Source organism: Streptomyces sp. NPDC001617, assembly GCF_053596855.1.
This window is the reverse complement of the sequence record NZ_JBSFHA010000124.1, coordinates 1-25,934: the sequence shown is the minus strand read 5'-3', so window position 1 is coordinate 25,934 and position 25,934 is coordinate 1. Positions and strand designations below refer to the sequence as shown.

The window sequence follows — 25,934 nt, the reverse complement described above, 5'->3', positions numbered from 1 at the left end:
GGGCCCACGACAATCGTGGGCCCGCGCGCCTGCGTACGGTTCCTTCTCTCCTACCGCTTCTCAAGGCTGACCGGCACGACACTGCGAAGCCGGGCACAGCGTGGACACCTCACCAGCCGGCCGGGACCGAGACGCTCGGCCTGCTGCATCGGGAACGAAGCGGTGCTGAACACGTGCCCATCGGCACAACGGACGACGGTGCGCTCCATCAAGTCCATGAGTCCCTTCCCCAAGAGCCTCGTCCGGTTGCTGCTCACCGGACGACAAATGCCACATTACGGGATCAAAGGAACGACTCTCCAGGCGGCACTCCGACCTCACCCGGACCCTCTCCCACCCCTCCACCGTACGCCCCAACTCCCGCCCCCCGCAGCCCTGTCACCGCCCCGAAACACACGCGGGCCCCACGGCTTCAGCGCCGGGGGCCAGGCATGAGGTAAGGTAACGATGCGTTCCGACGCCGACTCGGTCGGCGTCTTACGCGGGTGTAGTTTAATGGTAGAACATCAGCTTCCCAAGCTGAGAGCGCGAGTTCGATTCTCGTCACCCGCTCTTCTTGAAGCCCCAGGTCAGCAGCCTGGGGCTCTTTCATGGCGGGCTCTCAGTCGCATTTTCCGGCGCACAAGGCACCCGAAGATTGGGCACGCGGAGGGCACGAGCGCTTGCCGAGTGCCACCCACTCGCCACTCCCACTGCCGGAACACGCCGCTGACCTGCCGTTTCATGACACTCACCGCAGCGGTCACCGATGAGAGCCCTCAGCCTGCCGCCCCCTGCGGACCAACTGGCGCTTTCCTGCACTGTGAAGGGGACAGCAGTCTCAGGCTTGCCATGTAAGACAGATCGTCTTACATTGGTTTCATGGCTGACACCATCACGATCCGCAGCGACTCGGAGACCGAGCACGCTCTGGACGTTCTCACCCATGACGGCAGTTCACGCTCGGCAGCCATCCGCCAAGCCGTGCTCGAAGCCGCCCTACGCAAAGAGCGGGCCGCCGCGATGCGTCGCGCCGTCCTGCGTATGCCGCTTGGTGAACCGGACGGCATCGACATCGCCGCGGAAATCGCCCACAGTCGCGAGGACGAGCGCTGATGATCTATCTCGACTCGGCCGCCGTCGTGAAACTCGTCCACGCCGAGTCCGAGTCGCAGGCTTTGCGCGACTGGCTCGACGAACGAGCCGAGACCGGATGGACGAGTTCGGTTCTGGTGGAGATCGAGTCGTCGCGGGCCCTTGGGCGCTACGCCCCGGAGGCTGTTGCCCGGCTCCACCCGGTCCTCGACCTGATCGAGTTGGTGGAGCTGGATGCCGGCATTCGCATCTTGGCCCAGACCGTCAAACCGGTGACCGTACGGAGTCTGGACGCCATCCACCTGGCAACGGCTCTCCGTATCCGCTCCCAGCTGACCTCCTTCGTCACGTACGACAAACGACTGGCCGATGCTGCTCAAGCAGCCGGACTGACCGTCGACATGCCCAACTGAGACATCTCTTCACCGTCAGGGCCCGGCAGAGGCTCCCGGCCTATGGATACCTGAGGCGTCGCCCGAGCAAAGCGTCAGGCCACCGCTCAGCAAGCCTTCGGTGGAACACACGTCGACGTCCCGCTGAAGGCGCCCGCATCGACCTCGCTTCAACCGCGTGCCCCATCCGTGCCCTTCAGGGCGGACGACAACGGCCACCAAAGGTGCGATCCCGACCCGCCCACGGGGCCTGACCTCACGTTTCCACAGGTCAGTACAGTAGTCGGCGAGCAAGCTCCGTCGCTTCCCAAGCTAAGAGTGCGAGTTCGATTCTCGTCACCCGCTCCATGCGAAACCCCCGGGTCGATCACCCGGGGGTTCTTTGTTGTCCAGTCCAATGTGCGGGTTCCGCGCCCTCCGCGTGCCCCGAGTGCAGGTGGTCCCCACGAGTCGGCCCCGCTCGCATCCCACCTGGCCTCCATCGGCCGCCCCTGCGACGTCGTCCTCCTGAAAGCATCCCGCGGCGGACAGCTCTGGCAGATCGCCCAAGCACTCACCGGACAACCCGTCACCGGCCTGTGAGCAGCCGTCGGACCATCACTTGTCAAGCAGCCATGGGCCCGATCAAACGGAGCAGCCGACCTCCGCGATGAGTTCCGGGCTGTCCCTCGTGAGAACCGAAGCGGCGCTTTCGCGGGTCAGCGCATCGCCCTACGCGAACACACCACCATTTCCTGCGCCGCCGACCGCTACACACTCCAAGTCGACTTCAGCGTAATCGTGAGGCCATGGCTACTGACTAAATAAACTCGCCGAATTGAAGCGGGCCGAATTCGGTCTGCGGGTATCGCCGCTTCCCTTATGAGACGAAGAGCTCCCGCAAGCCGGATGCTTGCGGGAGCCCTTCTGCCGTCGGAGTGCGCGCGGAGCGCGGCCTGCGGTAGCGAGTCCCTCCCCGTCCTGCGTGGTCGTGGGGGCATCGCGTGTGCCGGTACGACGGCGAAGCAAGCCCATGGCACAGCCGCCGCCAGAAGCCCCGCGCCGATCAAACAGGCGCCCTGCTACTGGGACGGATCAGTGCACGGAGTTGGCGGCGGCGACGATGGCGCGGTCGACCGCTCCCGGGCTGATCGAAGGAACGTCGTGTCCCGAGCGGGTGTAGGTGATGTGGGCGCCCACCCGGTTGGCCTGGAACTTCTGGGCGGCCGTCGGCACAGCGTGGTCCTCCGTCGAGATGACCGCCCACTTCGGCGGCTTCGCCGGCGGATTCACCGTGGCCTTGTCGGTGAAGGCCGAAAGGGCGACCGGCTCCTGAGTCACCGAGGCGACGCTGATGGCCGACTTCGACAGCCCGTTGCCGTACACGGTCCCGAACTTGTCCGCCTTGAGGTACACGTCGGTGTCACCGCCGGGCAGCGGAACGGTGCGGAAGTTCTCCGAAACGAGCTGCGACCCGGGGAACTGTCCGATCAGTGAGCCGGCAGCTTCTCCCGCCTTGGGGATGAGAGCCGCCACGTAGACGAGGGCCTTGACGTTCGACGTCGTCGCGGCGACCTGGCTGACGACCTCTCCCGCGTAGGAGTGGCCGACCAGCACCACGGGACCCTTGACGGTCTTGACCTGCGCCTCGACATAGGCGCTGTCGAAGGCCAGGCCGCGCAGCGGGGTGTCGATCGCGAGGACCGGGTAGCCCTGCTGCCGCAGGTAGCCGATCTCGCTGCTCCAGCTGGAGGAGTCGGCGAACGCCCCGTGGACCAGGACCACCGTCGGCTTCGCGCGGTGCGCCGTCTGCGAGGCGACGGCGTGATCGTTCGCCTTGGTCGTGACGGCGCTCGCGTTCGTCACGGCAAGCGAGGCTACGACCGCGCCACTCACCAGCCCGGCAGCCACCAGCGTTTTGATTCGAACGGTGGACTTCATTTGTTGTTATTCCTCTCGAAGTTGTCCAGCCGAATCGGCAGAGGAAGCGCCATGGTCCGCATGAACACGGAAACCTTTTTTCTTGCGGCCTGCGGCGCTTCGCCAAATCAACTATGGCGGTCGCTTCGGCGGAACGCTAATGCCAATCCCGCTCCCGTCCATGTCGATCCGGCATGAGCCGGCGAACGACATTTCCAGCACCGAATTCCTGACGTTTTAAGTGCGCGGAAATACAGAGAATGAGGCACTGCGACGGGTACGAACGGGCACGGTCGCCACAGGACTGTGGTCGTCCCGGTGACCGGCCGACGATCATGTGAAGCCGGTGACGTCAGCACGCCGACAGCTGATGTCACAGGGTTCGAACCCCTGCCGTTCATCCATGACTTGGAGCCTCAGTGCACTACGAACTCATCGCTCCGAGCGCGCTCGCCACCGCCCCACAGCAACGGTGGATACGACGTCTCCCATTACGACCTGCGGCTGAAGTACCAGTCGGCACGGATGAGTTGGCGGGGACTCCCAGGACGGGGTTGGACCAGGGCGCGGACATCACCGTCGTAGTGCGCTACAGCGAGACACCCGCGTCGAAGCACGCATACGGATTCGCCGCCTGGCTGCACACGGCGGACGGCGCGGTCGCGGCCAACGAGCCGGAGTCGGCGTGGTGATGGTTCCCCATCCGTACGACGCGCTCGGCGGCCATGTGCCGGACGTGCCCACCGGTTTCGCGCTGGAGACCCGGACCCGGCCCTTCTACAGCCCCCGAGGGGTGGCCGCAGAAGCACGCCTACGGCAACGCGTCGGTCGTGGACTTCCAGCGGTACGCGGAGAAGGTGTCCGACAAGGAGCTGGGCGCGCTGTTCGACACATGGCTCTTCAAGCCGCCAAGCCGGCGGTGCCCGCCGCGGTCGGCAGGTCTTCCCTTCCGGTTCGGCCCAAGTCGTGGAAGCAGATCGAGGCGACGAGCGAGGTGCACGAGCACTGAGCGGTGGGCAGCCCGCGTCTTCCCCCGTCACCATCGCGGCCCTGTTCGGCTGAGCGGCGGACCGCCGCGCCGGCCACAACGGTCACGGCACACCCCGTACTCGGGCGCCGTCATGTGTACATCCAGATAGGACAAGTTGTGCGCATACACAAGCTGGGCTCTGCCCTGGTCGGAGTCGTCGCCGTGCTGGCGCTGGCCACCGGGTCACCCGCTTCCGAAGCGGCCGCTCCCGCCCAGCCGGACTCCGGTTCACCCGCGCCCGGTGCCCGGCACAGCGAGCTCGTGGTCCCCGGCAAAACAGGGTCGGCGGTTCGGAAGGAACTGCCTGCCGAGGTCTCCCGGCGGTTCTACGAGCTCAACTTCGCCGGGCACGTCGGCTCGGTCGGCGTCGCCGAGGACGCGCCGTCCGCCGCGGATGCCACCACGAGCGCCCTGTCCTCCTGGACGGGGAAGTTCCACGCCTCCTGGGGCGTCTCCCCGACCAGCGGAACCATGCACGGAGCGCAGGCCACGCACAGCGTGAACCTCTCGGCCCCGGTCACCGGCGACGACACGGTCTACGCGCCGACCCTGGACCCGAGTTACGCGAGCTGCATCGAGATGACCACGATCTACTTCCGCAGCTCGATCTGGGTCGGCGCGTGGGACTGGTGTGCGGCAGCGCCGGGCTGGGCGAAGACCACGGTCGTCGACTCCGCCTTCCTGGACACCTACACCAAGAAGGTGAACGGCCGGCCGTCGTACTCGGTCCAGGACATCCAGACCAATGCGACGACCAACGAGTGGACCTCGTACCTCTACAACTACGACACGCACGCCTGGGAGCCCTTCTTCCAGAGCGCGAACACCAGCAAGCTCGGCAGTTCCGGCGGCGGCTGGGACATGATGGAGGTCTACACGAACTACGACCCCACGACCGGTGAGGGCCAGTACTGCGCGGAGACCAAGGGCGCGGTGTACCAGACCACGGGACTCCAGTACCAGTCCTCCTATGGCGGCGGCTGGACGGCAGCCACGGCGGCCAACTCGACCGTGCCGGCCACCGTGAAGTCGTCCGACCTCGGTTGCTCGGATCTGTCCTACGCGGTGCTGACGGCGAACAGCGGGTTCTCCTTGACCAACGAGAAGAACCCGACGGGCCCCATCAGCAACTCCGCCGGGATGTGTGTGGACAACCGCTCGGGGAACACCACGAACGGCAACCCGATCCAGCTGTATTGGTGCAACGACACGAACTCGCAGCAGTGGACGCTGAACCTCAACGGCACGCTGACGGTGGAGAACAGGTGCATGGCCGTCAAGGGCGGAGGCACGGCCGACGGCACCGCCGTGGAGCTGGACGACTGCGACGGCTCCGGCGGCGGGACCTGGCAGACGCGCGCCGACGGCACGATCTACAACCCGCAGTCCGGCAAGTGCCTTGATGCCACCGCGAATTACACCACCGCCGGCACGCAGCTCCAGATCGCGAGCTGCACCGGTGCCGTCAACCAGAGGTGGAACCTGCCCACCTGACACTGCGTCGAGGGCGGCCTGCCGAGGCGTGCTCACGCACCCGGTAAGCCGCCCTGTGGTGGGATCCCTCGAAGTCTCCGGTGGGGGCCGGACCTGCTCGGACAAGGGCGCGCGAGGGCCCAGGGCACCGGACGCGACGAGGTTCCCGCCTCCCGTCCGCCTCTTCCGCCGCCCCCTGCCCTCCAGGCGTCCAGAAGCGCGGCCCGGACCGCCTCCTCCGACTCCTCCGGTTCCGTGTCTTCGCCGGAAGTCGCCGCTCGCTCGTCCATGTTTCGTCTCTCCGTCGGTCTGTTCGTCTCGGTCGGCAGTGGGCGGTCCGGGCCGTCGCATCGAGTTCCGGGTCCGTAGGGGGCCGTTCAGTCGTCACTTCAGTGCCTGCCGCGCTTCGCCGGCGCAGGGGTTTCCCGGGCCTTTTCGACGACGCCCATGAACGTCGTGCGCCCCCATTGGGTCGTGCAGTCGACCGACAGTCCACGCCGTGCGAGGCGCTCGTCGAGCCGTACGATCCTGCCGTGCAGCGCTCGGCGGCTCATCGGTTCCCCGGCGGTACCGAGCAGCAGGCACAGGTCGTGGCAGCACCAGGGCCGCGAGGCGGAACAGAGGACCTCGAACAGCACCTGCTGGGAGTGCTGTTGGAGGCCGACCTCACGGAACGCTGGCGAATCCTCGGCTTGCCGCTGCCGCGTGGGTCTCATGTCCAGCCATCGCCGCTCCGCGGTGATTCTGCTCGCGAGTTCCCTGGGCGGCGAGTCGCGGAGGAGGACGTTGGCGGCGCCCGCCAGGAGAAGCCCTACGGAATCCGTGTGATCGGGTACGAGCACGACCACGGATGAGATGTTGCTGAGCGCGCGCACGCGTTGCTCAAGACCGTCGCTCCACTGCGCCCCGGGTACGTCCAGGACGGCGAGGCGAGTGCCGGCCTCGTGCAGCAGCGCGCCGTAAGCCCGCTCGGAGCCCCAGGTGTGAGTTCGGGCGGGCAGCACATGCTGACTGCGCAGGGCGCGGAGCAAGGACGCCGTCCGCTCGCGCTGAAGCGTGAGCACGGTGCTCACGGGATAGGTGACTTCCTCCTCTTCCATCTCTTCCATGAGGCCGATGGGACCGTGGCCGATGCTGAGGTCGGTCATGTTCGACGTTCGCCCTCCGGGGTTGCGGAGCCTGGGCCTGGAGGCGTTGGCGAAGGCCGGCCCTCTCGGACGTCAGCGGGTCGACGGGCGACAGAGGCGGACCCGCCCCGCCCGCCGATTCTCGGTCAGGCTCCGCCGATATCGCCGATACCGACTCGGGCCGTTCTGATGCCGGATCGGCATGTGCCCAGCTCCCCGACACGCCATTCGCACAACTGCCGTGCCGCAGTGTCTGTTCGGCCCCTGTCGAGGTCCTGTTGGTACCCGATGCGCCACGGCAGCCGTGAACACGTGACCCGGACCCCTACGTTGGTCCACGTCGGCCTCCCCCGGTCCCCCTCGGTGGGAGGCCGCGCCGATGCCCGTCGAGTCGCCTTCGGCGTCGGAGTCATGGAGAGCGCGGCCTGTCGACAGGCCAAGTGACACGCGCCCTGTGGGTTGCCGCTCGCCCTTCCCGTTCCGCCCTTCCCGTACAGAGAGCCGAACAACGATGCTCGAAGAGCTTCATGTCCAGTCCGAGGCAAGGGACAGGCGGCCCGGCAGGCGGGCCGACCATGCGGTTTCTCGCCGAAGGTCGGCTGTCTTCTTATCCGCCGTGCTGACGACGTTCCTTGCCGCCTCCAGTGCGCCCACTCCGCTCTACCGCGTCTACCAGGCGAGTTGGCACCTCTCCTCCGGCACGGTCACCGTGGTCTACGGCGTGTACTGCCTGAGCGTCCTGGTCGCGCTCCTGACCGTCGGGGCGCTCTCCGATCATGTCGGCCGGCGGCCGGTCATCGGCGTCGCTCTCGCCCTCGAAGCACTGTCCATGCTGCTCTTCCTGCAGGCCGGCGGTGTGACCTCGCTGATCCTCGCCCGGACGCTCCAGGGGCTGGCCACGGGTGCCGCGACGAGTGCGCTGGGTGCCGCCCTGCTCGACGTGACCAAACGGTGGGGGCCCCTGTTCGTCAGCGTCGCTCCGCTCATCGGCATGGCGTCGGGGACGCTCGGCACGAGCCTGCTCATGGACCTGATTCCGGCTCACCTCGGCAGCGTGTACACGCTGCTGTTCAGCGCGCTGGCCGTGCAGATGCTGGGTTTGGCCTTCCTTCCGGAATCGAGGCTGCCGAGGCCGGGAGCCTGGCTTTCGGTGCGACCGCGGATCCGCGCTCCCCGGTCCAGCCGCCGAGCCCTCCTTGTCACCGCACCCGTGTTCGTGGCTGTCTGGGCTCTAGGCGGTTTCTATCTGTCCCTCGGACCCGATCTGGTCCAGGGCATCACCGGATCGGCGTCGTCGACCGCCGACGGCCTGATCGTGTCCCTGCTGACCGCCAGTGCGGTGCCCGCAGTGCTGCTGACCCGACATACGGACGCCGGCCGAACGGCTTTGGGCGGCTCCCTGCTTCTGACGACGGGGGTGGCCGTCACGCTGCTGGCCGCACACCGCGACTCCTCCACAGCTCTGTACGTGGGGACCGCGGTGGCCGGTGCGGGATTCGGCCCGGCGTTCCAGGGCGGCGTCCGTCTGGTGACGGCGAACGTCCTCGCGACGGAACGGGCGGGCCTGATGGCCGCCATCTACACGATCACTTATACGTCGATGTGCGTTCCGGTACTGGTCACGGGTTTACTCGTCGGCGAATACGGTCTCCTGCACTGCACCTTGTTCTTCGGTATTTTCGTCATGGCGCTCTCGCTGACGCCGTTCGCGGGTCTGGGGAAATTCTCCGCCCATATATCAAGTAGGGGTACGGCATAGTGAAAATCAAAAACGCGCGCAGACGCGCACCCATGCTGCTGGCATTTCTGGCGGCCGTCCTCGGCACAGTTGCGAGCACCTCGGTCACCGCACAGGCTGCCGACACGGACAGTAAGGCGCCCGCCGATTTCGTGGCGCTCCACGACGTGGCCCCCGCGATTCTGCAGGACATCCGCTACGCCACCCCCCACAATTTCATCGGCACGCCGATAAACGGCTATGTCGAACCGCTGTGCATCGTCACCGCCCCGACGGCGCAGGCCCTGGCGAAGGCCGAGCGCCACTTCCTGGCGCAGGGCTACACGCTGAAGGTCTACGACTGCTACCGGCCGCAGCGCGCGGTGGACCAGTTCGTCGACTGGGCGCAGGACCTGACCGACCTGACGATGAAGGACGAGTTCTATCCGCAGGTGGACAAGGCCAACCTATTCACCGACGGGTACATCGCGGCGAAATCGGGACACAGTCGCGGCAGCACGATCGACCTCACGCTCGTGAAGCTGCCGGCCCACCCGACGCGTCCTTACGTCCCCGGAGAAAAGCTTGAGCCGTGCTACGCGCCGGCCGCGCAGAGGTTCCCGGACAACTCGATCGACATGGGCACCGGATACGACTGCTTCGACACGCTCGCGCACACCCTCGACCCGCGCATCGTGGGAGTCCAGCACAGCAACAGACTGCTGCTCAAGGACGAGCTGGAGTCGCTCGGATTCGTGAATCTCGCCGAGGAATGGTGGCACTTCACCTTCGCCGCCGAGCCCTACCCGTCCACCTATTTCGACTTCCCCGTCTCCCGTTCCTCACTGGCCGGCTGACCGGACAACCGAGGACTTCGGTCCACCGACGTGCGGCGCCGTCCTTCCGACCGGGAGGGCGGCGCCGCGCAGCGAAGGAAGCAGAAACCATGACCGATCGATCCGCCTCCCCTCCGTCCGGATCCCGCCGCAGGCCGCTGGTGATACTTCTCTTCGGTGGCCGGAGCTCCGAGCACGGCGTCTCCGTCGTGACCGCAGGGGCCGTACTGCGAGCCATCGACCGGACGAAGTACGACGTCCTGCCTGTCGGCATCACCCGGGACGGCCGGTGGGTCCTGACGTCGGACGATCCCGGACGCATGGTGATGGTCGACCGGCGGCAGCCCACGGTCGAGCAGCTCGCGGACACGGACCGGGGCAACATCGTGGTCTCCGTCGACCCGACCGATCGGACAGTCGTCCGCGGCGAACGCGGCGCGGCGCCGAAGGTCCTCGGCGAAGCGGACGTGGTCTTCCCCGTACTCCATGGACCGTACGGCGAGGACGGCACTGTGCAGGGCCTGCTGGAGCTGTCCGGCATCCCCTACGTCGGCGCGGGCGTTCTCGCCTCGGCAATCGGCCAGGACAAGGAGTACATGAAGAGGGTGTTCAGCGCGTTCGGTCTGGCGGTCGGGCCGTACTTGGTGATCAGGCCCCGCGAGTGGCACTCCGACGCGGCGGGCGCCCGCGCGCGGATCAGTGGCTTCGCCGACGCGTACGGCTGGCCGCTGTTCGTGAAACCCGCACGCGCCGGCTCTTCGATCGGTATCACCCGGGTCGACGGCAGGGAGGGGCTGGAGGACGCGATCGCGGAGGCGCACCGACACGACGCGAAGATCATCGTGGAGGCCCTGGTGCAGGGCCGCGAAATCGAGTGCGGCGTGCTCGAATTCCCCGATGGACCGCGGGCCAGCGTGCCGGCCGAGATCCCGGTGCCCGACGCACACGCGTACTACGACTTCGAGGCGAAGTACCTCGATTCCACCCCCGGAGTGGTGCCCGCGGCACTGACCGACAGCCAGACCCATGAGGTGCGCCGACTGGCACTCAAGGCGTTCGAGGCGGCTTCCTGCGAGGGCCTGGTCCGCGCGGACTTCTTCCTCACCGAGGACGGACAATTCGTGATCAACGAGATCAACACCATGCCCGGTTTCACCCCCGTCTCGATGTACCCGCAGATGTGGCAGGCCAGCGGCATCGGGTACGGAGACCTGGTGGACCGTCTGCTCCAGGCGGCGCTGCGGCGGTCCACCGGCCTCAGATGATCGGAGGCTCCCAGCCCGCAATGGGAGTACCGGCTGTACCGGGCCGACTATTCGCCTGGTCTTTCGTGCTGAAGGAGTCCGGTTTGAATGGACGTCACCGGAGACTTCGGTGTCCACTTTATGTCAGCCAATCATGGCCGTGGATGCCGAGTGGCGCCAATGCCGTTTCGCGAAGAAGTTATGCCGGTTGGGCATCACCAAAGCCCAAGGAGTTTTTCCGGCAGGCAGTTCGACAGGAAAAGCAGCGTGGCTAACATGGCCGTCATGGATATCGATCTCCGGCGTCTCCGCTATTTCGTGACGGTTGCCGAAGAGCTCAGCTTTGTGCGTGGCGCCGAACGCCTGAACATGACGCAGCCCGCGCTGAGCCGGCAGATCCGCGCCCTTGAGGACGATCTTGGAGCGTCGTTGCTCCAGCGCGGCCCGCTGGGTACGGCGCTCACACCGGCCGGTGGTCAGCTGCTGGAGGACGCACGGCCACTGCTCGCGGCATCGCTGGCTTTACAGCGGCGGGTCCGCCTCGCCAGCCGTGAGGGGCACCACTTCACCATCGGTTTCATGCCAGGGGTCATAGTCACGCCGATCGTCAGGCAGTTCCGGGCGCTGGCGCCGGAGGTCAATGTGCAGGTGCTGCACACGGCGCCCACCGACCAGGTCGACTATCTGCTCGACGGCCGTGTCGACGTCTGCTTCGTCCGGCTGCCGCTGCCGGTCGACACCTTCGAGATTGTTCCCCTGTTCCCCGAACCGCGCGTCGCGGCACTCTCCGACGAACATCCGCTGGCGCAGGCGCAGATCGTCGACATCGCGGAGCTGACGCCGTACCGCTTGCTGCAGGACTCCGATGACGTACCGGAGTGGCGTGGAACCGGCTTCCACGCGGCAGCGGTGCGCGACCGTCGGGAAGCCGACCGGCCCACCTCGATCGAGGAGAGCCTGGAAGCTGTCGCGTCCGGCACCGGGTTCATCGTCGTCCCGGCCGGCCTCGCCGATTTCTACCGTCGCCCCGACATCCGCTACGTCCAGCTCGCGGGGGTCGCCCCGCGCATGGTGGCGCTGGCGTACGCCAAGAACCGGAAGATGCCGTCCATCGACCAGTTCGCCAAGATCGTGATCGCGGCGCTCGGTTCGACGTAGAAGCGTCAACGGCCGACAGGCATGACTTGGGGCTTCCAGGCGTCATGCCCGATCGGCATGACGGTTCGGGCAATCGGCATTGGCGTGACATGTCGTGGGCCGCAAAGCTCGGTGGAAGGCGGAACACCCTGCCCGGTCGGGCTCTCAGGCGCTGGTGAGCGGGGGAGAGATGGCTGCCTATGACTATGTGGTCGCCGCCGACGACAGGCCCGAACATCGAGAAGGTTTTCATATGCCGAGCACTGAATGGCGCGAAGTCTTTCTGCCCGACGAGAGCACCCGGCACGCCGACCAGGCGCGCGTTTTCACTGAACTGCAACGCAAACGTCTGAAGAAGCAGGGCCACGGGAGAGCTCTGCATCGCAATGGAGTAGCCGCCCTGAAGGCTGTCCTCGCGGTGGAAGGAGATCTTCCCGAATATGCGCGGCAAGGGATTTTTGCCACTCCTTCTGCCTTTGAAGCACATGTTCGGCTGTCCAATGGAAACTTCTCCCTCGACCGGGCTCCGGACATCCGCGGTTTCGCGATCAAGGTGCTCGGCGCCTCTACGCCGTCGTCCACCGGCGTCGAGCAGAACTTCACCCTGGTCAGTCAGGAGACCCTGAAGGTCAGCGGTAGTGCGGACGTCGTCGGGATCGTCGATCTCTCCACGAGTGCGCCCGGCGCCGCGCTTCGAAAGGTCGCTACGAAGCCGCAGCTCACACGCAGCGCTGTCGTGAACTTCCGGGACATGGCGAAACCGTTCAGCGGATTCGCCACGCATGACTTCTTCAGCATCATGCCCATCACGTTCGGCGACTACGCCGCGCGGTTGAAGCTGTGCGCCGCCTCGACAGCGGTCAACAAAGAAGCACGCAAGGATCTCGCCGCCGACATCTTCGGGCGACTCGCCGACGACGACCTGGAGTTCCTCTTCCAAGCCCAGTTCTTCGAGGACGAGCGGCGCACGCCGATCGAGGACTCCTCGGTCCGCTGGGACGCGCCGTGGCTCACCGTGGCGCGCCTGCGCCTTCCTCGGCAAGCACCTGACGAGGCGTTGGCCGAGACCATCGAGAAGAGCAGCTTCAACCCGTGGATCGCGGCCACCGAGCATCGGCCCCTCGGAGAGTTGATGCGTGCCCGCCAGGCCGCGTATGCGCTCAGCTGGCACAACCGGGGCGTAGCGCCCTGACCGTGATCCATCCCAAAATCGCGAACCTCGTCGGCAACTCCACGTGCCCGCAAGAGGGTTGATGCCGGACCGGCATGCCGAACCCCCGGATAGGCATTGGCGCCGCGTGATCGGCCCGGGCCAGGATGTTCGACGTGCCCCACTTCGACCTCGGGGTCCCGGCGCGGCTGCGGTAACGCACTGCGTGGCGAGGACCCTGCGCGCCTGAGCGCAGCGATCGTCGAGCCGGAGCCGCTCAGACGGAGCGCGCGTCAACGACGGCACACCAACTCCCAGTCGGCGAGGCATCGCCATGCCTTGCCCTGCCCATCCCTCACGAAAGGCCCCTCGATGTCCCACCACCAGGATTCAGCCGCCGCGAAACAGGACCCTCGTCTGGACATCAGCGACGTCTACCTGTTCAAAGGGCGCAACGGCACCGTCTTCGTCATGAACACCAACCCGGTGTCGGCCGACAAGGGCTTCCACCCCGAGGCGCTGTACGAGTTCCACATCGACACCGACAACGACGCCGTGCAGGACCTGACGTTCCGGTTCAGGTTCCTCGCGCCCGAACCCGACGGTCGGCAGGCTTGGGTGCTCGACCGGCTGACTGGTGCCGAGGCCGCCGACCGCAACGCCCCGGGGACTCCCGTGGCGACCGGCAGTACGGAGGAGATCGTCACCACGCCCGATGGCCTCAAAGCCTTCGTCGGCCGGGCCGGAGACCCGTTCTACCTCGACGGCACCGTCATCACGGCGGTCGTGACCGCGCTCCGGAACGGCGAAGCGGTGGACCTCTCCGCGTTCGACCCACAGCGGGCCTCGAACCTGTTCGCCGGCACCAACGTGACCGCCATCGTCCTCGAAGTACCTGACGACCTCGTCGGATCGGACACGATCGGTCTCTGGACCACCACCGCGCTGGACGACCACCATGGCGGCTGGCTGCAGATCAACCGGTGCGCGAAGCCGCTCGTCAGCACGCTGTTCGACGTCACCGAGGCCGGCTTCGACGATTACAACGCCACCGATCCGCGGGACGACCTCGACAACTACGGAGACCTCATTCGCCGGAAGGTCGCGGGTCTCGTGTCCGCCAACGACACTCACTCCGATCCGCAGGGCTACGGCGCCGCAACGCGGGACATCATCTTCCCGGACGTCCTGCACTACCAGGTGGGCACCGAAGCCGGCTTCGGTGCGAAGGCCCGCAACGGCAGGGGACTCACCGAGTCCGTTCCCGAAGCGATGTTCGAGATGGTGCTGAACGCTCCCGTCTCCATGGGCTTGGACGCCGGCTACGCCACTGGGACGCTGCGCGCCGAGTTCCCGTACTTGAGCGCACCGGCCTGATGCAACCAGGGCATCGGCCAGACGCCGAGCCCCGAACCTCATGGCACCCGGCCCGGCGGCCCTTTCCAAGTCGATCGCCGGGCCGGCTGCCTCACCACGTCCTCAGGTCCGAGCGGCGAAACCCGCTCCGTACCCGTCCCTTCCGGAACGAGGAAATTCCACCATGTCCCGCCGAATCCTGATCGCCTGCGCGAGCTTCGGTTACCTGTTCATCGCACTGTTCTTCGCTGCCCTGTTGATCGCCCACTGGATACCGCCGATGGCGCCGAGCTGGTCGGCGGAGCGGGTGGCGGCCTTCTATACGGACCACGCCAACTCGATCCGTACCGGCCTCGTGGTCATGCTCGTCGGCGCGGTGGCGACCGCCCCCTTCGTCGCGGCGCTGTCGAGTCTGATCCGGCGTATCGACTCGCGGCTGGCGCCGTTGGCTGCCATACAACTCGTCTGTGGTGCCGCGAATGTGGCCGCGATCTTCGTACCGGTCCTGATCTTCACCGCGACGGCTTACCGGCCGGACCGTTCGCCCGACATCACGATGGCGCTCAACGACCTGGGCTGGATCAGCTTGGTCATGAACGCCTTTCCGGCGATCGGACAGGCCACCGTGGTCGGAGTGGCGATCCTGGCCGACAAGCGCCCCACGCCGCTTCTGCCCCGCTGGGCCGCGTACCTGAACTTCTGGATGGCCTTCCTCTTCCTGCCGAGCATCCTGCTGACCTACTTCAAGACCGGTCCCTTCGCCTGGAACGGCATCCTCTCGTTCTGGGTCGCGGCCAGTGCCTTCGGCGCCTGGTTCCTCGTCATGACGTACCTGATGGTGCGGGCCGCGAGCCGGGTGGACGACGACCGGGCCCCGGCCGTCCTCGAACCCGTGGCATGACCGCCACCGCGGCCGAGACCGAGCACTCGGCACCCCCGCACCACCGCCACATCCCTGGCGAGCCGGGTCTGTGGATCTTCCTCCTCGGCGACATGATCATGTTCTCGGTGTTCTTCGGCTTCATCGCGGTACTGCACGGCCGCCACCCGAGGATGTTCCGGGCCTCCCAACAGGCCCTCCATCCAGACCTGGGACTGCTGAACACTCTGCTCCTGCTGACCGCCTCGGCGCTGGTGGCCCGCGGGCTGCGACAGCTGCGATCCGGCAGACCCGCGCGAACACTGCCATGGGCGCTTCTGTGCGCGCTCGGCTTCGCCGCCGTCAAGGGTTGTGAATACGCGCTGGTGATTCGCGACGGGCATACACCGAGCAGCAACGACTTCTTCATGTACTACTTCGTCTTCACCGGAATCCACCTGGCCCACCTGACGATCGGGATAGGCGCCCTGACGGTCCTCGTCGTCCTGTCCCGTCGGCGGGCCCTGAGCCCGGGCCACCTGCTGGTCGCCGAGGGGGCGGCTGCGTACTGGCACATGGTGGACCTGCTCTGGCTCGTCCTCTTCCCACTCTTCTACCTGGTGGCGTGACACATGTGGGTCTTTCCGGCACTCGTCCTGGCCACGCTGTCGAGCTGGCTGCTGGGCATCGAAGGCAGCACGTCGACCGCGATCGGCTGCGCGGTCGTGGCGATCGCGCTGATCAAGGTACGCCTGGTCGGCCTGCACTTCATGGAGCTACGCAATGCCCCGGCGGCCCTCCGCGTCGCCTTCGAGATCTATGTCGCGGTCACGGGCACCACCTTGCTCACTCTCTATCTGGTCCTCTGAAAGGTCAATGCCCATTCGGCATGAGCGGCGACATCATCGGCATTGGCGATATTCGACGAATTCCTCAATAATTTTCTCAGCGACTCCCCAATAGAAGGGAGTTGACGAGAATCGGAGGTGAAAAAATGAGGAAGCAGCACTCCTGGTAAATCGACCGACCGCTCCGGTTCCCTTTCATCGGTTCCGGAGCGGTCGCGCATTCCGCGCAATATCCACCATCGCGAGAAACAGGATCCATCACCTTGCGGGCCCCACGTCCTACGATGCCGGCGCCGCTGCGCCATTCCGCATTCAGAAAACTCTGGTCCGCCACCACTCTGGCCGCCCTGGGCGATGCCATCTCCTCGGTGGCCCTGCCGCTGGCCGCGATCGAGGTCCTGGACGCCGACGCCGTCCAAAGCGCGGTTCTGTCGGCCGTGATCTGGCTCCCGAGCCTGTTCCTGGCCATACCGGCCGGCTCCTACGCCGACCGGACGGGATACCACCGCAGACTCCTGGCCGGTGCCAATCTCCTGCGGGTCGCCGCCCTGAGCAGCGTGCCGATCGCAACGGCCTTCGGCGTGCTCTCGCTCATCCAACTGGCCTTCGTCCTGGCCGTCATCGGCCTGTGCTCGGTGCTGTCGAATGTCAGCGAGAGCGGCCTGTTCGCCACCACCCTGCCGTCCGAGCTCTACGTGGCAGGGCAGGCGGCCTCCTACACAGGCCAGACCGCCGCGATCCTGACCGGTCCCGCCATCGGTGGATTGCTGGTCCAACTTGCGGGTGTACCGGCAGCGGTAGGAGTGGACGCAGCCACCGCCGTCACGGCCGCCCTGTTCCTCCTCCGGCTGCGCCCGGTCGAGCGCCACCACGAACCCGACTCCCCGCAGAGCCGTGACCGGCGGCCGGGTCTGGCCTTCATCCGGCGAAATCCGCTGATCAGAACCGCCCTCTCGGTCACCGCCACCGGCAACTTCTTCAACATGCTCTTCCTGTCGGTGCTCGTCTGGTACTACGTCCACAAGCTGTCCCTGACCAGCGCCCAGATCGGGTTCGTCTTCAGCGTGCAGGCCATCGGGGGACTCGCCGGCGCGGCGCTGGCCTCGCGGCTCGCCCGCCGCATCGGCCTGGGCCGGATGCTCCTGGTCGGTTGCGTGCTGTCACACGCTCCGCTCCTCGTGATCCCCGCCGTCGGCGCCACCGGCAGCCTCGTCTTCACCCTGGTCCTGGCCTCGACACTGCTGGGCGGCGTCGGTGAGTCCGTTCAGGACATCTCCGTCGGCTCCGTGTTCGCGCTGGTGGTGCCCCCACACCTCCGGTCACAGACCCGGGGCGCGTACCAGACCGTGAGCTTCGGACTCCGGCCGCTGGGCTCGGTCGCCGGTGCCCTCATCGCCGCGACAGCGGGAATCCCCGTGGCGCTGTGGGTCGGCGCGATCGGCGGAACCCTTGCCTGCCTCTGGCTTCTTCCCTCACGCCTGCTGTCGTTCCGCGGACAGGGCGACACGTCCGAGCAGCCGGAAGGCGCCACCGCTCTCTCGCAATGACGCGGGGAACCCCAGGGCGGGCGGCACGCCTGACCCGAGTGGGTAAAGTCCCGGCGAGCCGAACGGAGCCGGGGGCGGTATGAGTAGCTCAATCAGCCAGATCATGGTCGTGATTCTGGGGATCGGCGGCACCCTCGCGTCCGCCTTGCTCACCCAGCGCAGCGCCAACCGCGCCAGGGACCGTGAGCTGCAGCATGCGAGACAACTCCAGGCGGATGAGCGCGAATACGTCACTCGACAGACTCAGCTCGAAACGCGGCGCACCTGCTACGCCGCTCTCAACGCCGGCACTCGCGACTTCGTCAACGTGATGACGAAGCTCGTCCATGCTCTGGACAGGGACGAGGTGACCGAGGAACTGCGGGCAGAACTGGACCGATCACGCCGGGACCATCGCTTGCGTCACGCGGAGGCCCAGATGGTCCTGCCTGACGCCGTCATGGCGGCAGCCAGCACCGCCAACCGTCATTTTGGTGATCTCTACGGTCTGTTGATGCGGCTTGACAGAGGTATCGCCGAACCGGGAGAGAGCGTCGAAGCCGCCCGGGAGAGCATGAACCGGCTGTGGGACTCCCTATGGAAAATGCGCCACATCATGCGCGTCGACCTCGGGATCACACCACCCGATCCGGGCTCGTAGACCTGTTTCCACAGGCCATCACGGCCCGCTGGGCAGGCTCATATGAGTTTGTTGCGGATGGCGTAGGAGACGGCGTGGACGCGGTTGCGCAGTCCGAGACGGTTGATGACCCCGTAGAGGATCTTCTTGATGTTGCGTTCGGAATAGCACATCGTGTCGGCCACCTCGGCGAGGTCCAGGCCCTGCGCCACCAGGCGGAGTACGTCGATCTCCCGGGTGCTCAGGCCGGACGACGTCAGGCCCCTGGGTACCAGCACATTGCGCTGGAGGCGGTCCGCCTGGTCGAGCAGTTCGCCCTGTACCGCGGACGGCAACAGCGCTTCGCCCGCGGCGACCGCCAGCACGGCACGGATCAGGACCTGCGGCTGTGCCTCGGCCCGCCAGAGCACGGCCCGTATTCCGCACTGGGCCGCCACCGTCAAGTCGGCGTACCAGCCGTCGCTGACGACGAGCACGATCCGTGTCGGAGGCGGCATGGGCAGGCTCCGCAGGGCTTCCAGCGTGGAGTTGTCGGCGGTCTGGACCGCGGCCACCACGACGTCCGCCTCCGCCACCGTGGTGAGCGCCATTTTCGGTCCGCGGCTCAGCCCGGCCGCCAACCCGGCGTGTGTCACCGGGTCCGCGGCGTCCACGGCCACCGAGACCGAGGTCGTGGGCAGCTGTCTGACGACGTCTGCACGCGGCCGGAGCATCGGTCTGCTCGCATTCTGCGGACGTCTGATCCTCGGCGAGTCGGTGGCTGCCGGGCCGATCGGGGGACGCCGGTCCGTTTCGGCCTGGCGCTGCGTCGGCACCAGCCGTGCCGGGGCTCCCGTCGAGTGGCTGCTCATCGCTGCTCGCTTTCTGAAGTGAACGTGCCTGTCGGGTCAGCGCCGTTGGGCGCGGCCGACAGCCAGTGGGTGGACACCGATCGCGATCCGACCGGTCGGGAGGAGACCTGCGCCCAGACGACCGCGAGCCACACCAGCGCGCGGTCGCTGTGTCTTTGCAGGTCGAGGCCGGTGAGCTTCTCGATCTGCCTGATCCGGTACAGCAGGGTGTTGCGGTGCAGATGAAGGGCGGCCGTGGTGGAGGCGTTGTCGAACTGGTTCTCGGCCAGGCAGGCGAGAGTCGCCGTCAGTGCGCCGTTGTCCCCGCCTGTCAGCGGGCCGAAGACCCGGCGGGTCACCGCGTCCGCGAGTTCGGGAGAGTGCGCCAGAAGCAGTTGGGGCAGGAAATCCTCGACCCGGACCCGTCCACGCCGGTTGGACCGCGACGCGACAGCGACCAGGAGACGCAGATTGTCGACGGCGGTCCGAAGGCCGGTCCGGCCGGTCGGCAAGTCCTGTGCCAGGAGCAGCCGTTGGTCTGCCACGAACGCGGACCAGTCGAACGTGAGGCTGGTGAGTCCGGTGACGCGGGCGTCCTCGACGAAGGCCAGGGCTCCGGCGCCGCGCAGACGGGCCGCCAGTTCGGCGCGCTCGGCGGGGGCGGACTTGTCGAGCAGCACGACGAAAGGGACGTACGGAGGTGTCAGGTCGAAGCCGAGCCGAGCGGCACGTTCTTGGTCCTCCACCGTGATGGGCAGGTCGGCGCAGAGCCGGTCGAAGACCGTGTGCGCCCGGCGGTCGCCTCGCGCGGACGGCAGGTCGGCCTGGTCCTCGTATGCCTGCGTGTACATCCGCGTGACGATGTCGAGGTAGCTGTCGAGGTGACGCAGCCCCTGGTCTGTCCAGTCCGCCGGCTGCGCGCGTTCCCTCCCGGTGGCCAGGCCGAGCACGGCGTCCCAGAAGGCGCGCACGCCCCTGCGTTGGAGCAGCAGGCCGCCGTCCAGCGGCTGTCCGGCGGCGGCGCACTCCCGCGCCCGCTCGTACATCTCGGACAGGACGTACGAGTCCGGGGGCGTGCCCCTCACCATCCAGTGCAGGAGCAGGCCGACGTGCCGGCGCAGCGAGGCACGAAGAGCGGAAGCCTCGCAATGGCGCGCCAAGCGCGCGTATTCGGGCGTATGGCGAAGAACGGGTTCCATGCGCTGGGCCACGGCATCGGCGTCGAGATGTTCCAGGACGTCACGCAAAGCCGCTGTCGCGACGGCGGCGTGCTCGGATCTGTCGGTCATGACGGACGGGCACGAACCGGGGAGAGGAGCGAGCGCCACGCGGTGACGTCGTGTGCCACAGCGCTCGGGGTGTGCCCGGTGGACGGCGTGGCCCTTCCCCGGTGCCGGCGCGATCCCATGGTGATTCCTTTCGTGGGGCACATCCGCCCCGCAAGCCCGACGTGGGGCCGATGCCCGAAGGCGTGAACGAGCTTCCGCGAGCAGACGGTCGTATGGCCGTGTCCGCGTTTGCCACGCGAAGGCCCGCTCGATCGACGGCGCTCGCCGGCTGTCCTCGCGTGCCGGGCGTCGTGCACAACTGCTGTGGCAGCAGCGGCTGTTGCTGCCCTTCGCACCGGTCTGACCATGGTGGACCGGTCGGGCGCGACCGCGCCAATGCCTATCTGTTCGATTCTGAAGCCGTTTCGGCATATGCCGTGATGGGCGTGGCTACGATGAGCCTCATGGACCTCGACATACGCCGGATGCGCTACTTCGTGGCCGTGGCCGAGGAGTGCAGCTTCGTGCGGGCGGCGAGCCGTCTCTACATGACCCAGCCTGCGCTCAGCCGTCAGATCCGCGCACTGGAGGAGGATCTGGACGTGGTCCTCTTCCTGCGTGACCGGCAGGGCACCGTACTCACGCGGGCGGGGCACCAGTTGCTGGAGGACGCCCGGCCGATGCTGGCGATGGCGCAGGCGGTGCAGCAGCGGGTGCGGACGGCGAACCGGGAGGTGAACCAGTTCACCATCGGCTTCATGCCGGGTGTCACGGTCACCCCCATCGTGCGGGAGTTCGCACGCATGGCGCCGCAACTCGACATCGATGTCGTGCACACGTCGATCACCGACCAGGTCGACTTCCTCCTCGACGGGCGGGTCGACGTCTGCTACGTCCGACTGCCCTTGCCAGAAGGCATGTTCGAGGTCGTCCCCCTCTTCCCGGAGCCCCGTGTGGTGGCGCTGTCGAGTGAACATCCCCTCGCGGAACTCAAGGCGGTGCACGTCGAGGAACTACGGGACATGACCTTGCTGCAGGACCCGCGGGACGTACCGGAGTGGCGGGGGCGTGTCCCGCGCGATCCGGTGACGCCGCAGGGGGACACCGGACGCTTCCCGGCGACGATCGAGGAATGCCTGCAGACCGTCGCCTTCGGGTCCGGTTGCTATGTCATGCCGGCCGGCACAGCCGGCTTCTACCACCGTGACGACGTCGTCTACCTGACGCTGGAGGGCGTCGCTCCGCGCATGGTCGCCCTGGCCTACTCCAAACACCGGACCATGCCCGAGCTGCTCCAGTTCGCGGAACTCTCGCGTCGCATGCTCGGCCCGGGCCCGGAGTAACGCCCGGCTCCAGTTCCTCACAACAGGGCGCGTGATCGGTGAACGCACGCCACCGGCAAGGTCGTTGTGCCGGTGCCCAAAGAATCGAGATCATGCTGGTCCTGTGCACGTTGCCCACGGCTGTGTCACGCGGCGAGACTGACACACAGGCATCTGCGGTCGTGGGACCCGGCATCTCGGACGGGCGCGCGGCAAGGTGCCCTCACCGTCTCCGCGTCGCGAGGGGGTGACCGGCACCGGACGTCGCTCACGGGCGGCGCAGTGGGCAGGCGCCGAGTCCGCCGTCTCCTGGTCCGGTCGAATGTCGAACGGCAACTGCGCTGGAGTTCCGCCCTCATGTCAACACTCGTCACTGTCGGACGTCACCGCCTGCAGCGCCTTCTTGGCCGCGGAGGTTTCGGTCTGGTCTGGCTCGCCCATGACGACCTGCTCGACGCCCCGGTCGCGGTGAAGGTCATGGCGGAGAAGTGGGTTCACCGGGCCGATCTCCGGGAGCGTTTCCTGGACGAGGCCCGGCTGCTGCGCCAGGCCGCGTCGGATCGTGTGGTCCAGGTGTACGACATCGGTCAACTGCCGGACGGGCGGCCGTACTTCGTCATGACCTACGCCGACGGGGGAACCCTGGCCGACCGCGTGGCCCAGGGGCCTCTGGGCGTGGACCAGGCGCTGCGGTTCGCGGTGCAGGCCGCACGGGGCGTGGCCGACCTGCACGCGGTCGGCATCGTGCACCGTGACATCAAGCCGTCCAACATCCTGCTCCAGACGGTGTCGGGCGGCCGTGAGCGGCTGCTGGTGGCCGATCTCGGCCTGGCCAAGAGTCTGGCGCAGTCCGCGGGACTGACACAGGGCGTGGGATCGCCCGGCTACATGGCTCCGGAGCAGGTCCCGGAGGACATGTTGGTCGATGTCGACGAGCGGGCCGACGTCTACGGTCTGGGCGTACTCACCTACGAGTTGCTGACCGGAACCCTGCCGGGCTCGACGGAACAACTCGACTGGCCCGGACCGCCGCACCCCCAGGTGCCGACGCCAGTCCGGCGCGTGACGCGACGCGCCCTCGACCCCGAGCGAGAGCGGCGCTGGGCCGATGCCGCCGAGTTCGCGGACGCACTCGAAGCCGCCGGTGCCACGACCACCCGCAGCCGCCTGTCCCGAACCGCCGCAACCGGCAAGCGCACCCGCGCACGGAGAGTGGGGGCCGCTCTCGCCGGGACCGCCGTCCTCGTGACCGCGGGGCTGGCCACACGCGCGGCCTTCGAAGCGGACTCCGTCGCGAACACGAAACCCCGCGCGGGGGCCGGCGGCACAGCGATCGCCGAGCCGTACGCGACCTCCTCCACGGCCTCGACATCACCGTCCCCGCACCGAGCACCCGCCGTTTCGGCTTCGTCGGCTTCACCCACACCGTCGGCCACACGGTCATCAAGCCCCTCGGCGGGACTGGGCACCCAAGCGACGAAGACGACGAGTCCTACGGGCAAGGCGGCAGCCCCGGACCCGAGCAAGCCTGCATCGACCCCGCCCGTATGGACGGCGCTGACCGTGCGCCATGACCAGCAGTTGATGCCGGGCGAGTCCTGGCAGACCAACCGGACGACCATGACGATGCAGACCGACGGCAACCTCGTCATCTACGACGAGGACCACCACCGACGCTGGTCCTCCGGCACCACCGGCACCGGATATCGCGCCATCATGCAGGCCGACGGCAACCTCGTCGTCTACGACAAGGACAGCTGGGGCGTCTGGAGCTCCGCCACTTCCGGGCACGACGGCGCCTATCTGTACTTCGGCACCGACGGCGACGTCAGCGTGGTCTACCAGGGCACCACCCTTTGGTCTGCCGACACCCGGCACTGACCCGGTGCCCGTCGTCATGCCTGGGGCGAGCCGAGGCAATCGCCTCGCACCGCAAGGGATGTGCCGTATGCGGCTGCAACGTCACTTCAACGCCTGGTCCAGGAACAGCGCAGCCCATGCGCGGTCGCACCGTAAGCAGCGTCGCCCTTTGCCCTTCCGAGGTTCCGTGCCCTTCGCGTGCCCATACGGACGGAAAACCACGGTCAACAGCGGTGCAACCCGCAACACACGACCCCCCAAAGAAGCAGGCGTATGTGCTGGTCAAAGCCATATTGACCACCCAAGCGCCGTCGCTTCCCAAGCTGAGAGCGCGAGTTCGATTCTCGTCACCCGCTCCACGACTAAGGCCCAGGTCAGAGACCCGGGCCTTTTTGTTGTCCGTAATGATCAGCGGTCGCGTGCCAGATTCGTGCCAGATGGCTGACCGCCGGGGTCGGGGGTCTGCGGTTCTGGCACGGCAGCAGCTTCCTGCGCTTGCTCACGCGCCTTGCGTACGGTCGCGTCGAGCCCGGCAGCAACTTCCTGCTGTCGGTCGTCGTCGGAGTGCTGGTAGATCAACGCGGCCTTCTCGAGAGCGTGTGTCCGGTGTGGCGAAGGTCGTAGAACCGGAAGCCCTCGGGGACGCCGACGACGGTACGGGCCTTGCGCCACTTCCGGCCGAAGGTGCTGCGCCGGAAGGGGGCGCCCTTCTCGCCGAGAAAGACCAGCCCGCCAGGTCCCTTGCCCGCGAACAGCTCCATGTGGATACGCAGCTCCGGGCGGAGGAACTCCGGCAGGTGGACGGCGCCCAGGGCGATCAGGCGCGCGGTTTCCGATTCGACGTTGTCGGTCTCGATGTCGAGGTGGATACGGGGTGCGTCGTCGACCGCCTGGACTGCGGTGATCAGGCCTGGCAGGGCCTGGTGGAGCGTGGTGAACTGCGGTGCCGGTGGAAACGGTCGGGCAGTCACACCGAGAGCTGCCGACCAGAAGTCCGCTGCCCGGGCGGCCTCGGCTTCGGGTGTGTCGATCAGTACGGCGTATACGCGGCTTCTGTGCATGGCCGTCACCGGGTAGCCGGGGTCGCCGGGGTCGTCGGATTGCCGTAATAGGCGTCGGGGCCGTGTTTGCGGGTGTAGTGGCGCTCCAGGAGGTGACGGGGTGGCGGTGTCGTCGGTGAGAGCGACATGGTGTGGAGGGCGATGTCGGCGACCGCCTCGCAGATGATCGCGTGTTCCAGGGACTTGCGGGCGGTGGCGCCCCAGGTGAAGGGGCCGTGGCCCGCGACGAGGGCGGCGGGGACCTCGACGGCCCGCTGGTCGTCGCCGTCGAGGAGGTCCACGATGACGTGGCCGGTGTTGTACTCGTAGTCCTTCGCGCACTCCGCCTCGGTGAGGTCACGGGTGACGGTGACAGGGCCGTTGAAGGTGTCGGCGTGGGTGGTGCCGAGGACGGGGATGTCGCGGCGGGCCTGGGCGAAGGCGACGGCGTGGGTGGAGTGGGTGTGGGTCACGCCGCCGACGGACGGGAATGCCAGGTACAGACAGCGGTGGGTCTCGGTGTCGGTGGAGGGGCGCAGGTCGCCCTCGACCACCGCGCCGTCGGACAGGCGGACCGTCACCAGGTCGTCGATGGTCAGGGCCGCGTAGGAGACCCCGGAAGGCTTGATGACGAACACGCCCGCCTCGCGGTCGACCCCGCTGACGTTTCCCCAGGTCAGGGTCGCCAGGCCGACCTGGGGGATGGCAAGGTTCGCCTCCAGTACCTCTCGGCGCAGGCCCTCCCGGACAACTGTGGTCATCGTGGTCTCCTTCGTCACAGGGCCTGGGCGAGGCGGTGGTAGGCGGCGTTCCAGCGGATTTCCTTGGCGAACTGCTCGGTGGTGGTGTTGTCGTCGATCGTGAGCAGTTCGACGCCGGTCATGGCGGCGTAGTCGGTCAGGGTCTCGACGTCGACCGCCGAGCTGAGCACGGTGTGGTGCGGGGCGCCGGCGAGCAGCCAGCTCTCCGCCGATTCCGCCAGGGACGGACGTGGCTTCCATACGGCGCGGGCGACCGGCAGTCGGTGCAGGGGTTCGCTCGGGGCGACGACGTCGACGGCGTTGGCCGTGAGGCGGAAGCGGTCGCCGAGGTCGGAGAGGCCGACGACCACGGCGGGCCCTTCGGAGGCGTTGAAGACCAGGCGGACCGGGTCCTCGCGGCCGCCGATGGACAGGGGGTGGATCTCGCAGCGGGGGCGGCCGGCGGCCACGGAGGGGCAGACCTCCAGCATGTGGGCGCCCAGGACGCGTGGGGTGCCGGGGCCGAGGTGGTAGGTGTAGTCCTCCATGAAGGTGGTGCCGCCGGG

General features: G+C 67.4%; 21 protein-coding genes, 1 tRNA gene and 3 pseudogenes. 18 read left to right on the top strand and 7 right to left on the bottom strand.

The features are described from left to right. Window positions 1–481: 481 nt before the first annotated feature. The 3 genes from ACWC09_RS48635 (at window position 482) to ACWC09_RS48625 (ending at window position 1,487) form a co-directional block, all read left to right on the top strand. Window positions 482–552: transfer RNA gene (locus tag ACWC09_RS48635), tRNA-Gly, on the top strand. A 309-nt stretch (window positions 553–861) separates the two neighbouring features. Beyond that, complete coding sequence (locus ACWC09_RS48630) at window positions 862–1,095, top strand: hypothetical protein (RefSeq protein ID WP_019070418.1); 234 nt, start codon at window positions 862–864, stop codon at window positions 1,093–1,095. Continuing rightward, window positions 1,095–1,487: a type II toxin-antitoxin system VapC family toxin gene (locus tag ACWC09_RS48625; protein WP_019070419.1), complete on the top strand. Its 393-nt coding sequence runs from the start codon at window positions 1,095–1,097 to the stop codon at window positions 1,485–1,487. The genes ACWC09_RS48630 and ACWC09_RS48625 overlap by 1 nt, the downstream gene beginning before the upstream one ends. Window positions 1,488–2,540: 1,053 nt before the next feature. On the opposite strand, the gene ACWC09_RS48620 is transcribed toward ACWC09_RS48625, so the two are convergent. After that, a complete protein-coding gene (locus ACWC09_RS48620; protein WP_450858269.1) occupies window positions 2,541–3,311 on the bottom strand; it encodes an alpha/beta hydrolase in 771 nt (256 codons plus the stop codon). 510 nt (window positions 3,312–3,821) lie between these two features. Here ACWC09_RS48620 and ACWC09_RS48615 point away from each other — a divergent pair. Beyond that, window positions 3,822–4,374, top strand: a pseudogene (locus tag ACWC09_RS48615) (hypothetical protein); the annotation flags it as partial. 138 nt (window positions 4,375–4,512) lie between these two features. Further along, window positions 4,513–5,889 (top strand): ricin-type beta-trefoil lectin domain protein, encoded by a 1,377-nt coding sequence (locus ACWC09_RS48610; RefSeq protein WP_450858267.1) that lies wholly within the window; start codon window positions 4,513–4,515, stop codon window positions 5,887–5,889. Between the two features lie 368 nt (window positions 5,890–6,257). Here the strand turns inward: ACWC09_RS48610 and ACWC09_RS48605 are convergent, their stop codons facing one another. Next, the gene (locus tag ACWC09_RS48605) at window positions 6,258–7,016 is read right to left on the bottom strand and encodes a hypothetical protein (protein ID WP_450858266.1); all 759 of its coding nucleotides are present in this window, start codon (window positions 7,014–7,016) and stop codon (window positions 6,258–6,260) included. A 595-nt stretch (window positions 7,017–7,611) separates the two neighbouring features. On the opposite strand from ACWC09_RS48605, the gene ACWC09_RS48600 reads away from it, so the two are divergent. The 11 genes from ACWC09_RS48600 (at window position 7,612) to ACWC09_RS48550 (ending at window position 18,329) form a co-directional block, all read left to right on the top strand. Beyond that, window positions 7,612–8,754: an MFS transporter gene (locus ACWC09_RS48600; RefSeq protein ID WP_450858265.1), complete on the top strand. Its 1,143-nt coding sequence runs from the start codon at window positions 7,612–7,614 to the stop codon at window positions 8,752–8,754. A 32-nt stretch (window positions 8,755–8,786) separates the two neighbouring features. Continuing rightward, complete coding sequence (locus tag ACWC09_RS48595; RefSeq protein ID WP_201052840.1) at window positions 8,787–9,569, top strand: M15 family metallopeptidase; 783 nt, start codon at window positions 8,787–8,789, stop codon at window positions 9,567–9,569. 89 nt (window positions 9,570–9,658) lie between these two features. After that, window positions 9,659–10,813: a D-alanine--D-alanine ligase family protein gene (locus ACWC09_RS48590; protein ID WP_450858263.1), complete on the top strand. Its 1,155-nt coding sequence runs from the start codon at window positions 9,659–9,661 to the stop codon at window positions 10,811–10,813. A 264-nt stretch (window positions 10,814–11,077) separates the two neighbouring features. After that, window positions 11,078–11,950 carry a LysR family transcriptional regulator gene (locus ACWC09_RS48585; RefSeq protein ID WP_026178816.1) on the top strand — a complete coding sequence of 291 codons (873 nt, stop codon included), beginning with the start codon at window positions 11,078–11,080 and terminating at the stop codon, window positions 11,948–11,950. Window positions 11,951–12,119: 169 nt separating this feature from the next. Beyond that, window positions 12,120–13,121, top strand: a complete 1,002-nt coding sequence (locus ACWC09_RS48580) for a hypothetical protein (RefSeq protein WP_450858261.1) — start codon at window positions 12,120–12,122, stop codon at window positions 13,119–13,121. 330 nt (window positions 13,122–13,451) lie between these two features. Then, the gene (locus tag ACWC09_RS48575; RefSeq protein ID WP_450858260.1) at window positions 13,452–14,456 is read left to right on the top strand and encodes a DUF4331 family protein; all 1,005 of its coding nucleotides are present in this window, start codon (window positions 13,452–13,454) and stop codon (window positions 14,454–14,456) included. A 163-nt stretch (window positions 14,457–14,619) separates the two neighbouring features. Beyond that, entirely contained in the window at window positions 14,620–15,336 is a 717-nt protein-coding gene (locus ACWC09_RS48570; RefSeq protein ID WP_450858258.1) for a hypothetical protein, read from the top strand. Beyond that, window positions 15,333–15,923 (top strand): cytochrome c oxidase subunit 3, encoded by a 591-nt coding sequence (locus ACWC09_RS48565; RefSeq protein ID WP_019070431.1) that lies wholly within the window; start codon window positions 15,333–15,335, stop codon window positions 15,921–15,923. The genes ACWC09_RS48570 and ACWC09_RS48565 overlap by 4 nt, the downstream gene beginning before the upstream one ends. A 3-nt stretch (window positions 15,924–15,926) precedes the next feature. Beyond that, window positions 15,927–16,163: a cytochrome C oxidase subunit IV family protein gene (locus ACWC09_RS48560; RefSeq protein WP_381245443.1), complete on the top strand. Its 237-nt coding sequence runs from the start codon at window positions 15,927–15,929 to the stop codon at window positions 16,161–16,163. A 263-nt stretch (window positions 16,164–16,426) separates the two neighbouring features. After that, a complete protein-coding gene (locus ACWC09_RS48555; protein WP_450858257.1) occupies window positions 16,427–17,689 on the top strand; it encodes an MFS transporter in 1,263 nt (420 codons plus the stop codon). Window positions 17,690–17,768: 79 nt separating this feature from the next. Beyond that, the gene (locus tag ACWC09_RS48550) at window positions 17,769–18,329 is read left to right on the top strand and encodes a hypothetical protein (RefSeq protein ID WP_200679575.1); all 561 of its coding nucleotides are present in this window, start codon (window positions 17,769–17,771) and stop codon (window positions 18,327–18,329) included. A 38-nt stretch (window positions 18,330–18,367) separates the two neighbouring features. Here the strand turns inward: ACWC09_RS48550 and ACWC09_RS48545 are convergent, their stop codons facing one another. Then, on the bottom strand, window positions 18,368–19,021 hold the full coding sequence (locus tag ACWC09_RS48545) for a response regulator transcription factor (RefSeq protein WP_019070435.1): 654 nt from the start codon (window positions 19,019–19,021) through the stop codon (window positions 18,368–18,370). 134 nt (window positions 19,022–19,155) lie between these two features. Then, entirely contained in the window at window positions 19,156–20,427 is a 1,272-nt protein-coding gene (locus ACWC09_RS48540; protein ID WP_450858254.1) for a PucR family transcriptional regulator, read from the bottom strand. A 443-nt stretch (window positions 20,428–20,870) separates the two neighbouring features. Between ACWC09_RS48540 and ACWC09_RS48535 the strand changes: the two genes are divergently transcribed. Then, entirely contained in the window at window positions 20,871–21,749 is an 879-nt protein-coding gene (locus ACWC09_RS48535; protein ID WP_200679577.1) for a LysR family transcriptional regulator, read from the top strand. 336 nt (window positions 21,750–22,085) lie between these two features. After that, window positions 22,086–23,609, top strand: a complete 1,524-nt coding sequence (locus tag ACWC09_RS48530) for a protein kinase domain-containing protein (protein ID WP_450858252.1) — start codon at window positions 22,086–22,088, stop codon at window positions 23,607–23,609. Between the two features lie 387 nt (window positions 23,610–23,996). Here ACWC09_RS48530 and ACWC09_RS48525 read toward each other — a convergent pair. The 3 genes and pseudogenes from ACWC09_RS48525 to ACWC09_RS48515 all read right to left on the bottom strand — a co-directional run. After that, window positions 23,997–24,649, bottom strand: a pseudogene (locus ACWC09_RS48525) (VOC family protein). 5 nt (window positions 24,650–24,654) lie between these two features. Then, window positions 24,655–25,389, bottom strand: coding sequence for an L-ribulose-5-phosphate 4-epimerase AraD (gene araD, locus ACWC09_RS48520; protein WP_450858250.1), 735 nt, complete (start codon window positions 25,387–25,389; stop codon window positions 24,655–24,657). A gap of 14 nt (window positions 25,390–25,403) precedes the next feature. Continuing rightward, window positions 25,404–25,934, bottom strand: a pseudogene (locus ACWC09_RS48515) (L-arabinose isomerase); the annotation flags it as partial.

Coding starts and splice junctions, on each gene's coding strand:
- ACWC09_RS48605 (WP_450858266.1), bottom strand. CDS start 7,016: ATGACCGACCTCAGCATCGGCCACGGTCCCATCGGCCTCATGGAAGAG.
- ACWC09_RS48560 (WP_381245443.1), top strand. CDS start 15,927: ATGTGGGTCTTTCCGGCACTCGTCCTGGCCACGCTGTCGAGCTGGCTG.
- ACWC09_RS48595 (WP_201052840.1), top strand. CDS start 8,787: ATGCTGCTGGCATTTCTGGCGGCCGTCCTCGGCACAGTTGCGAGCACC.
- ACWC09_RS48625 (WP_019070419.1), top strand. CDS start 1,095: ATGATCTATCTCGACTCGGCCGCCGTCGTGAAACTCGTCCACGCCGAG.
- ACWC09_RS48530 (WP_450858252.1), top strand. CDS start 22,086: ATGTCAACACTCGTCACTGTCGGACGTCACCGCCTGCAGCGCCTTCTT.
- ACWC09_RS48540 (WP_450858254.1), bottom strand. CDS start 20,427: ATGACCGACAGATCCGAGCACGCCGCCGTCGCGACAGCGGCTTTGCGT.
- ACWC09_RS48580 (WP_450858261.1), top strand. CDS start 12,120: ATGGCTGCCTATGACTATGTGGTCGCCGCCGACGACAGGCCCGAACAT.
- ACWC09_RS48575 (WP_450858260.1), top strand. CDS start 13,452: ATGTCCCACCACCAGGATTCAGCCGCCGCGAAACAGGACCCTCGTCTG.
- ACWC09_RS48630 (WP_019070418.1), top strand. CDS start 862: ATGGCTGACACCATCACGATCCGCAGCGACTCGGAGACCGAGCACGCT.
- ACWC09_RS48555 (WP_450858257.1), top strand. CDS start 16,427: ATGCCGGCGCCGCTGCGCCATTCCGCATTCAGAAAACTCTGGTCCGCC.
- ACWC09_RS48535 (WP_200679577.1), top strand. CDS start 20,871: ATGGACCTCGACATACGCCGGATGCGCTACTTCGTGGCCGTGGCCGAG.
- ACWC09_RS48585 (WP_026178816.1), top strand. CDS start 11,078: ATGGATATCGATCTCCGGCGTCTCCGCTATTTCGTGACGGTTGCCGAA.
- araD (WP_450858250.1), bottom strand. CDS start 25,389: ATGACCACAGTTGTCCGGGAGGGCCTGCGCCGAGAGGTACTGGAGGCG.
- ACWC09_RS48565 (WP_019070431.1), top strand. CDS start 15,333: ATGACCGCCACCGCGGCCGAGACCGAGCACTCGGCACCCCCGCACCAC.
- ACWC09_RS48545 (WP_019070435.1), bottom strand. CDS start 19,021: ATGCTCCGGCCGCGTGCAGACGTCGTCAGACAGCTGCCCACGACCTCG.
- ACWC09_RS48590 (WP_450858263.1), top strand. CDS start 9,659: ATGACCGATCGATCCGCCTCCCCTCCGTCCGGATCCCGCCGCAGGCCG.
- ACWC09_RS48570 (WP_450858258.1), top strand. CDS start 14,620: ATGTCCCGCCGAATCCTGATCGCCTGCGCGAGCTTCGGTTACCTGTTC.
- ACWC09_RS48550 (WP_200679575.1), top strand. CDS start 17,769: ATGAGTAGCTCAATCAGCCAGATCATGGTCGTGATTCTGGGGATCGGC.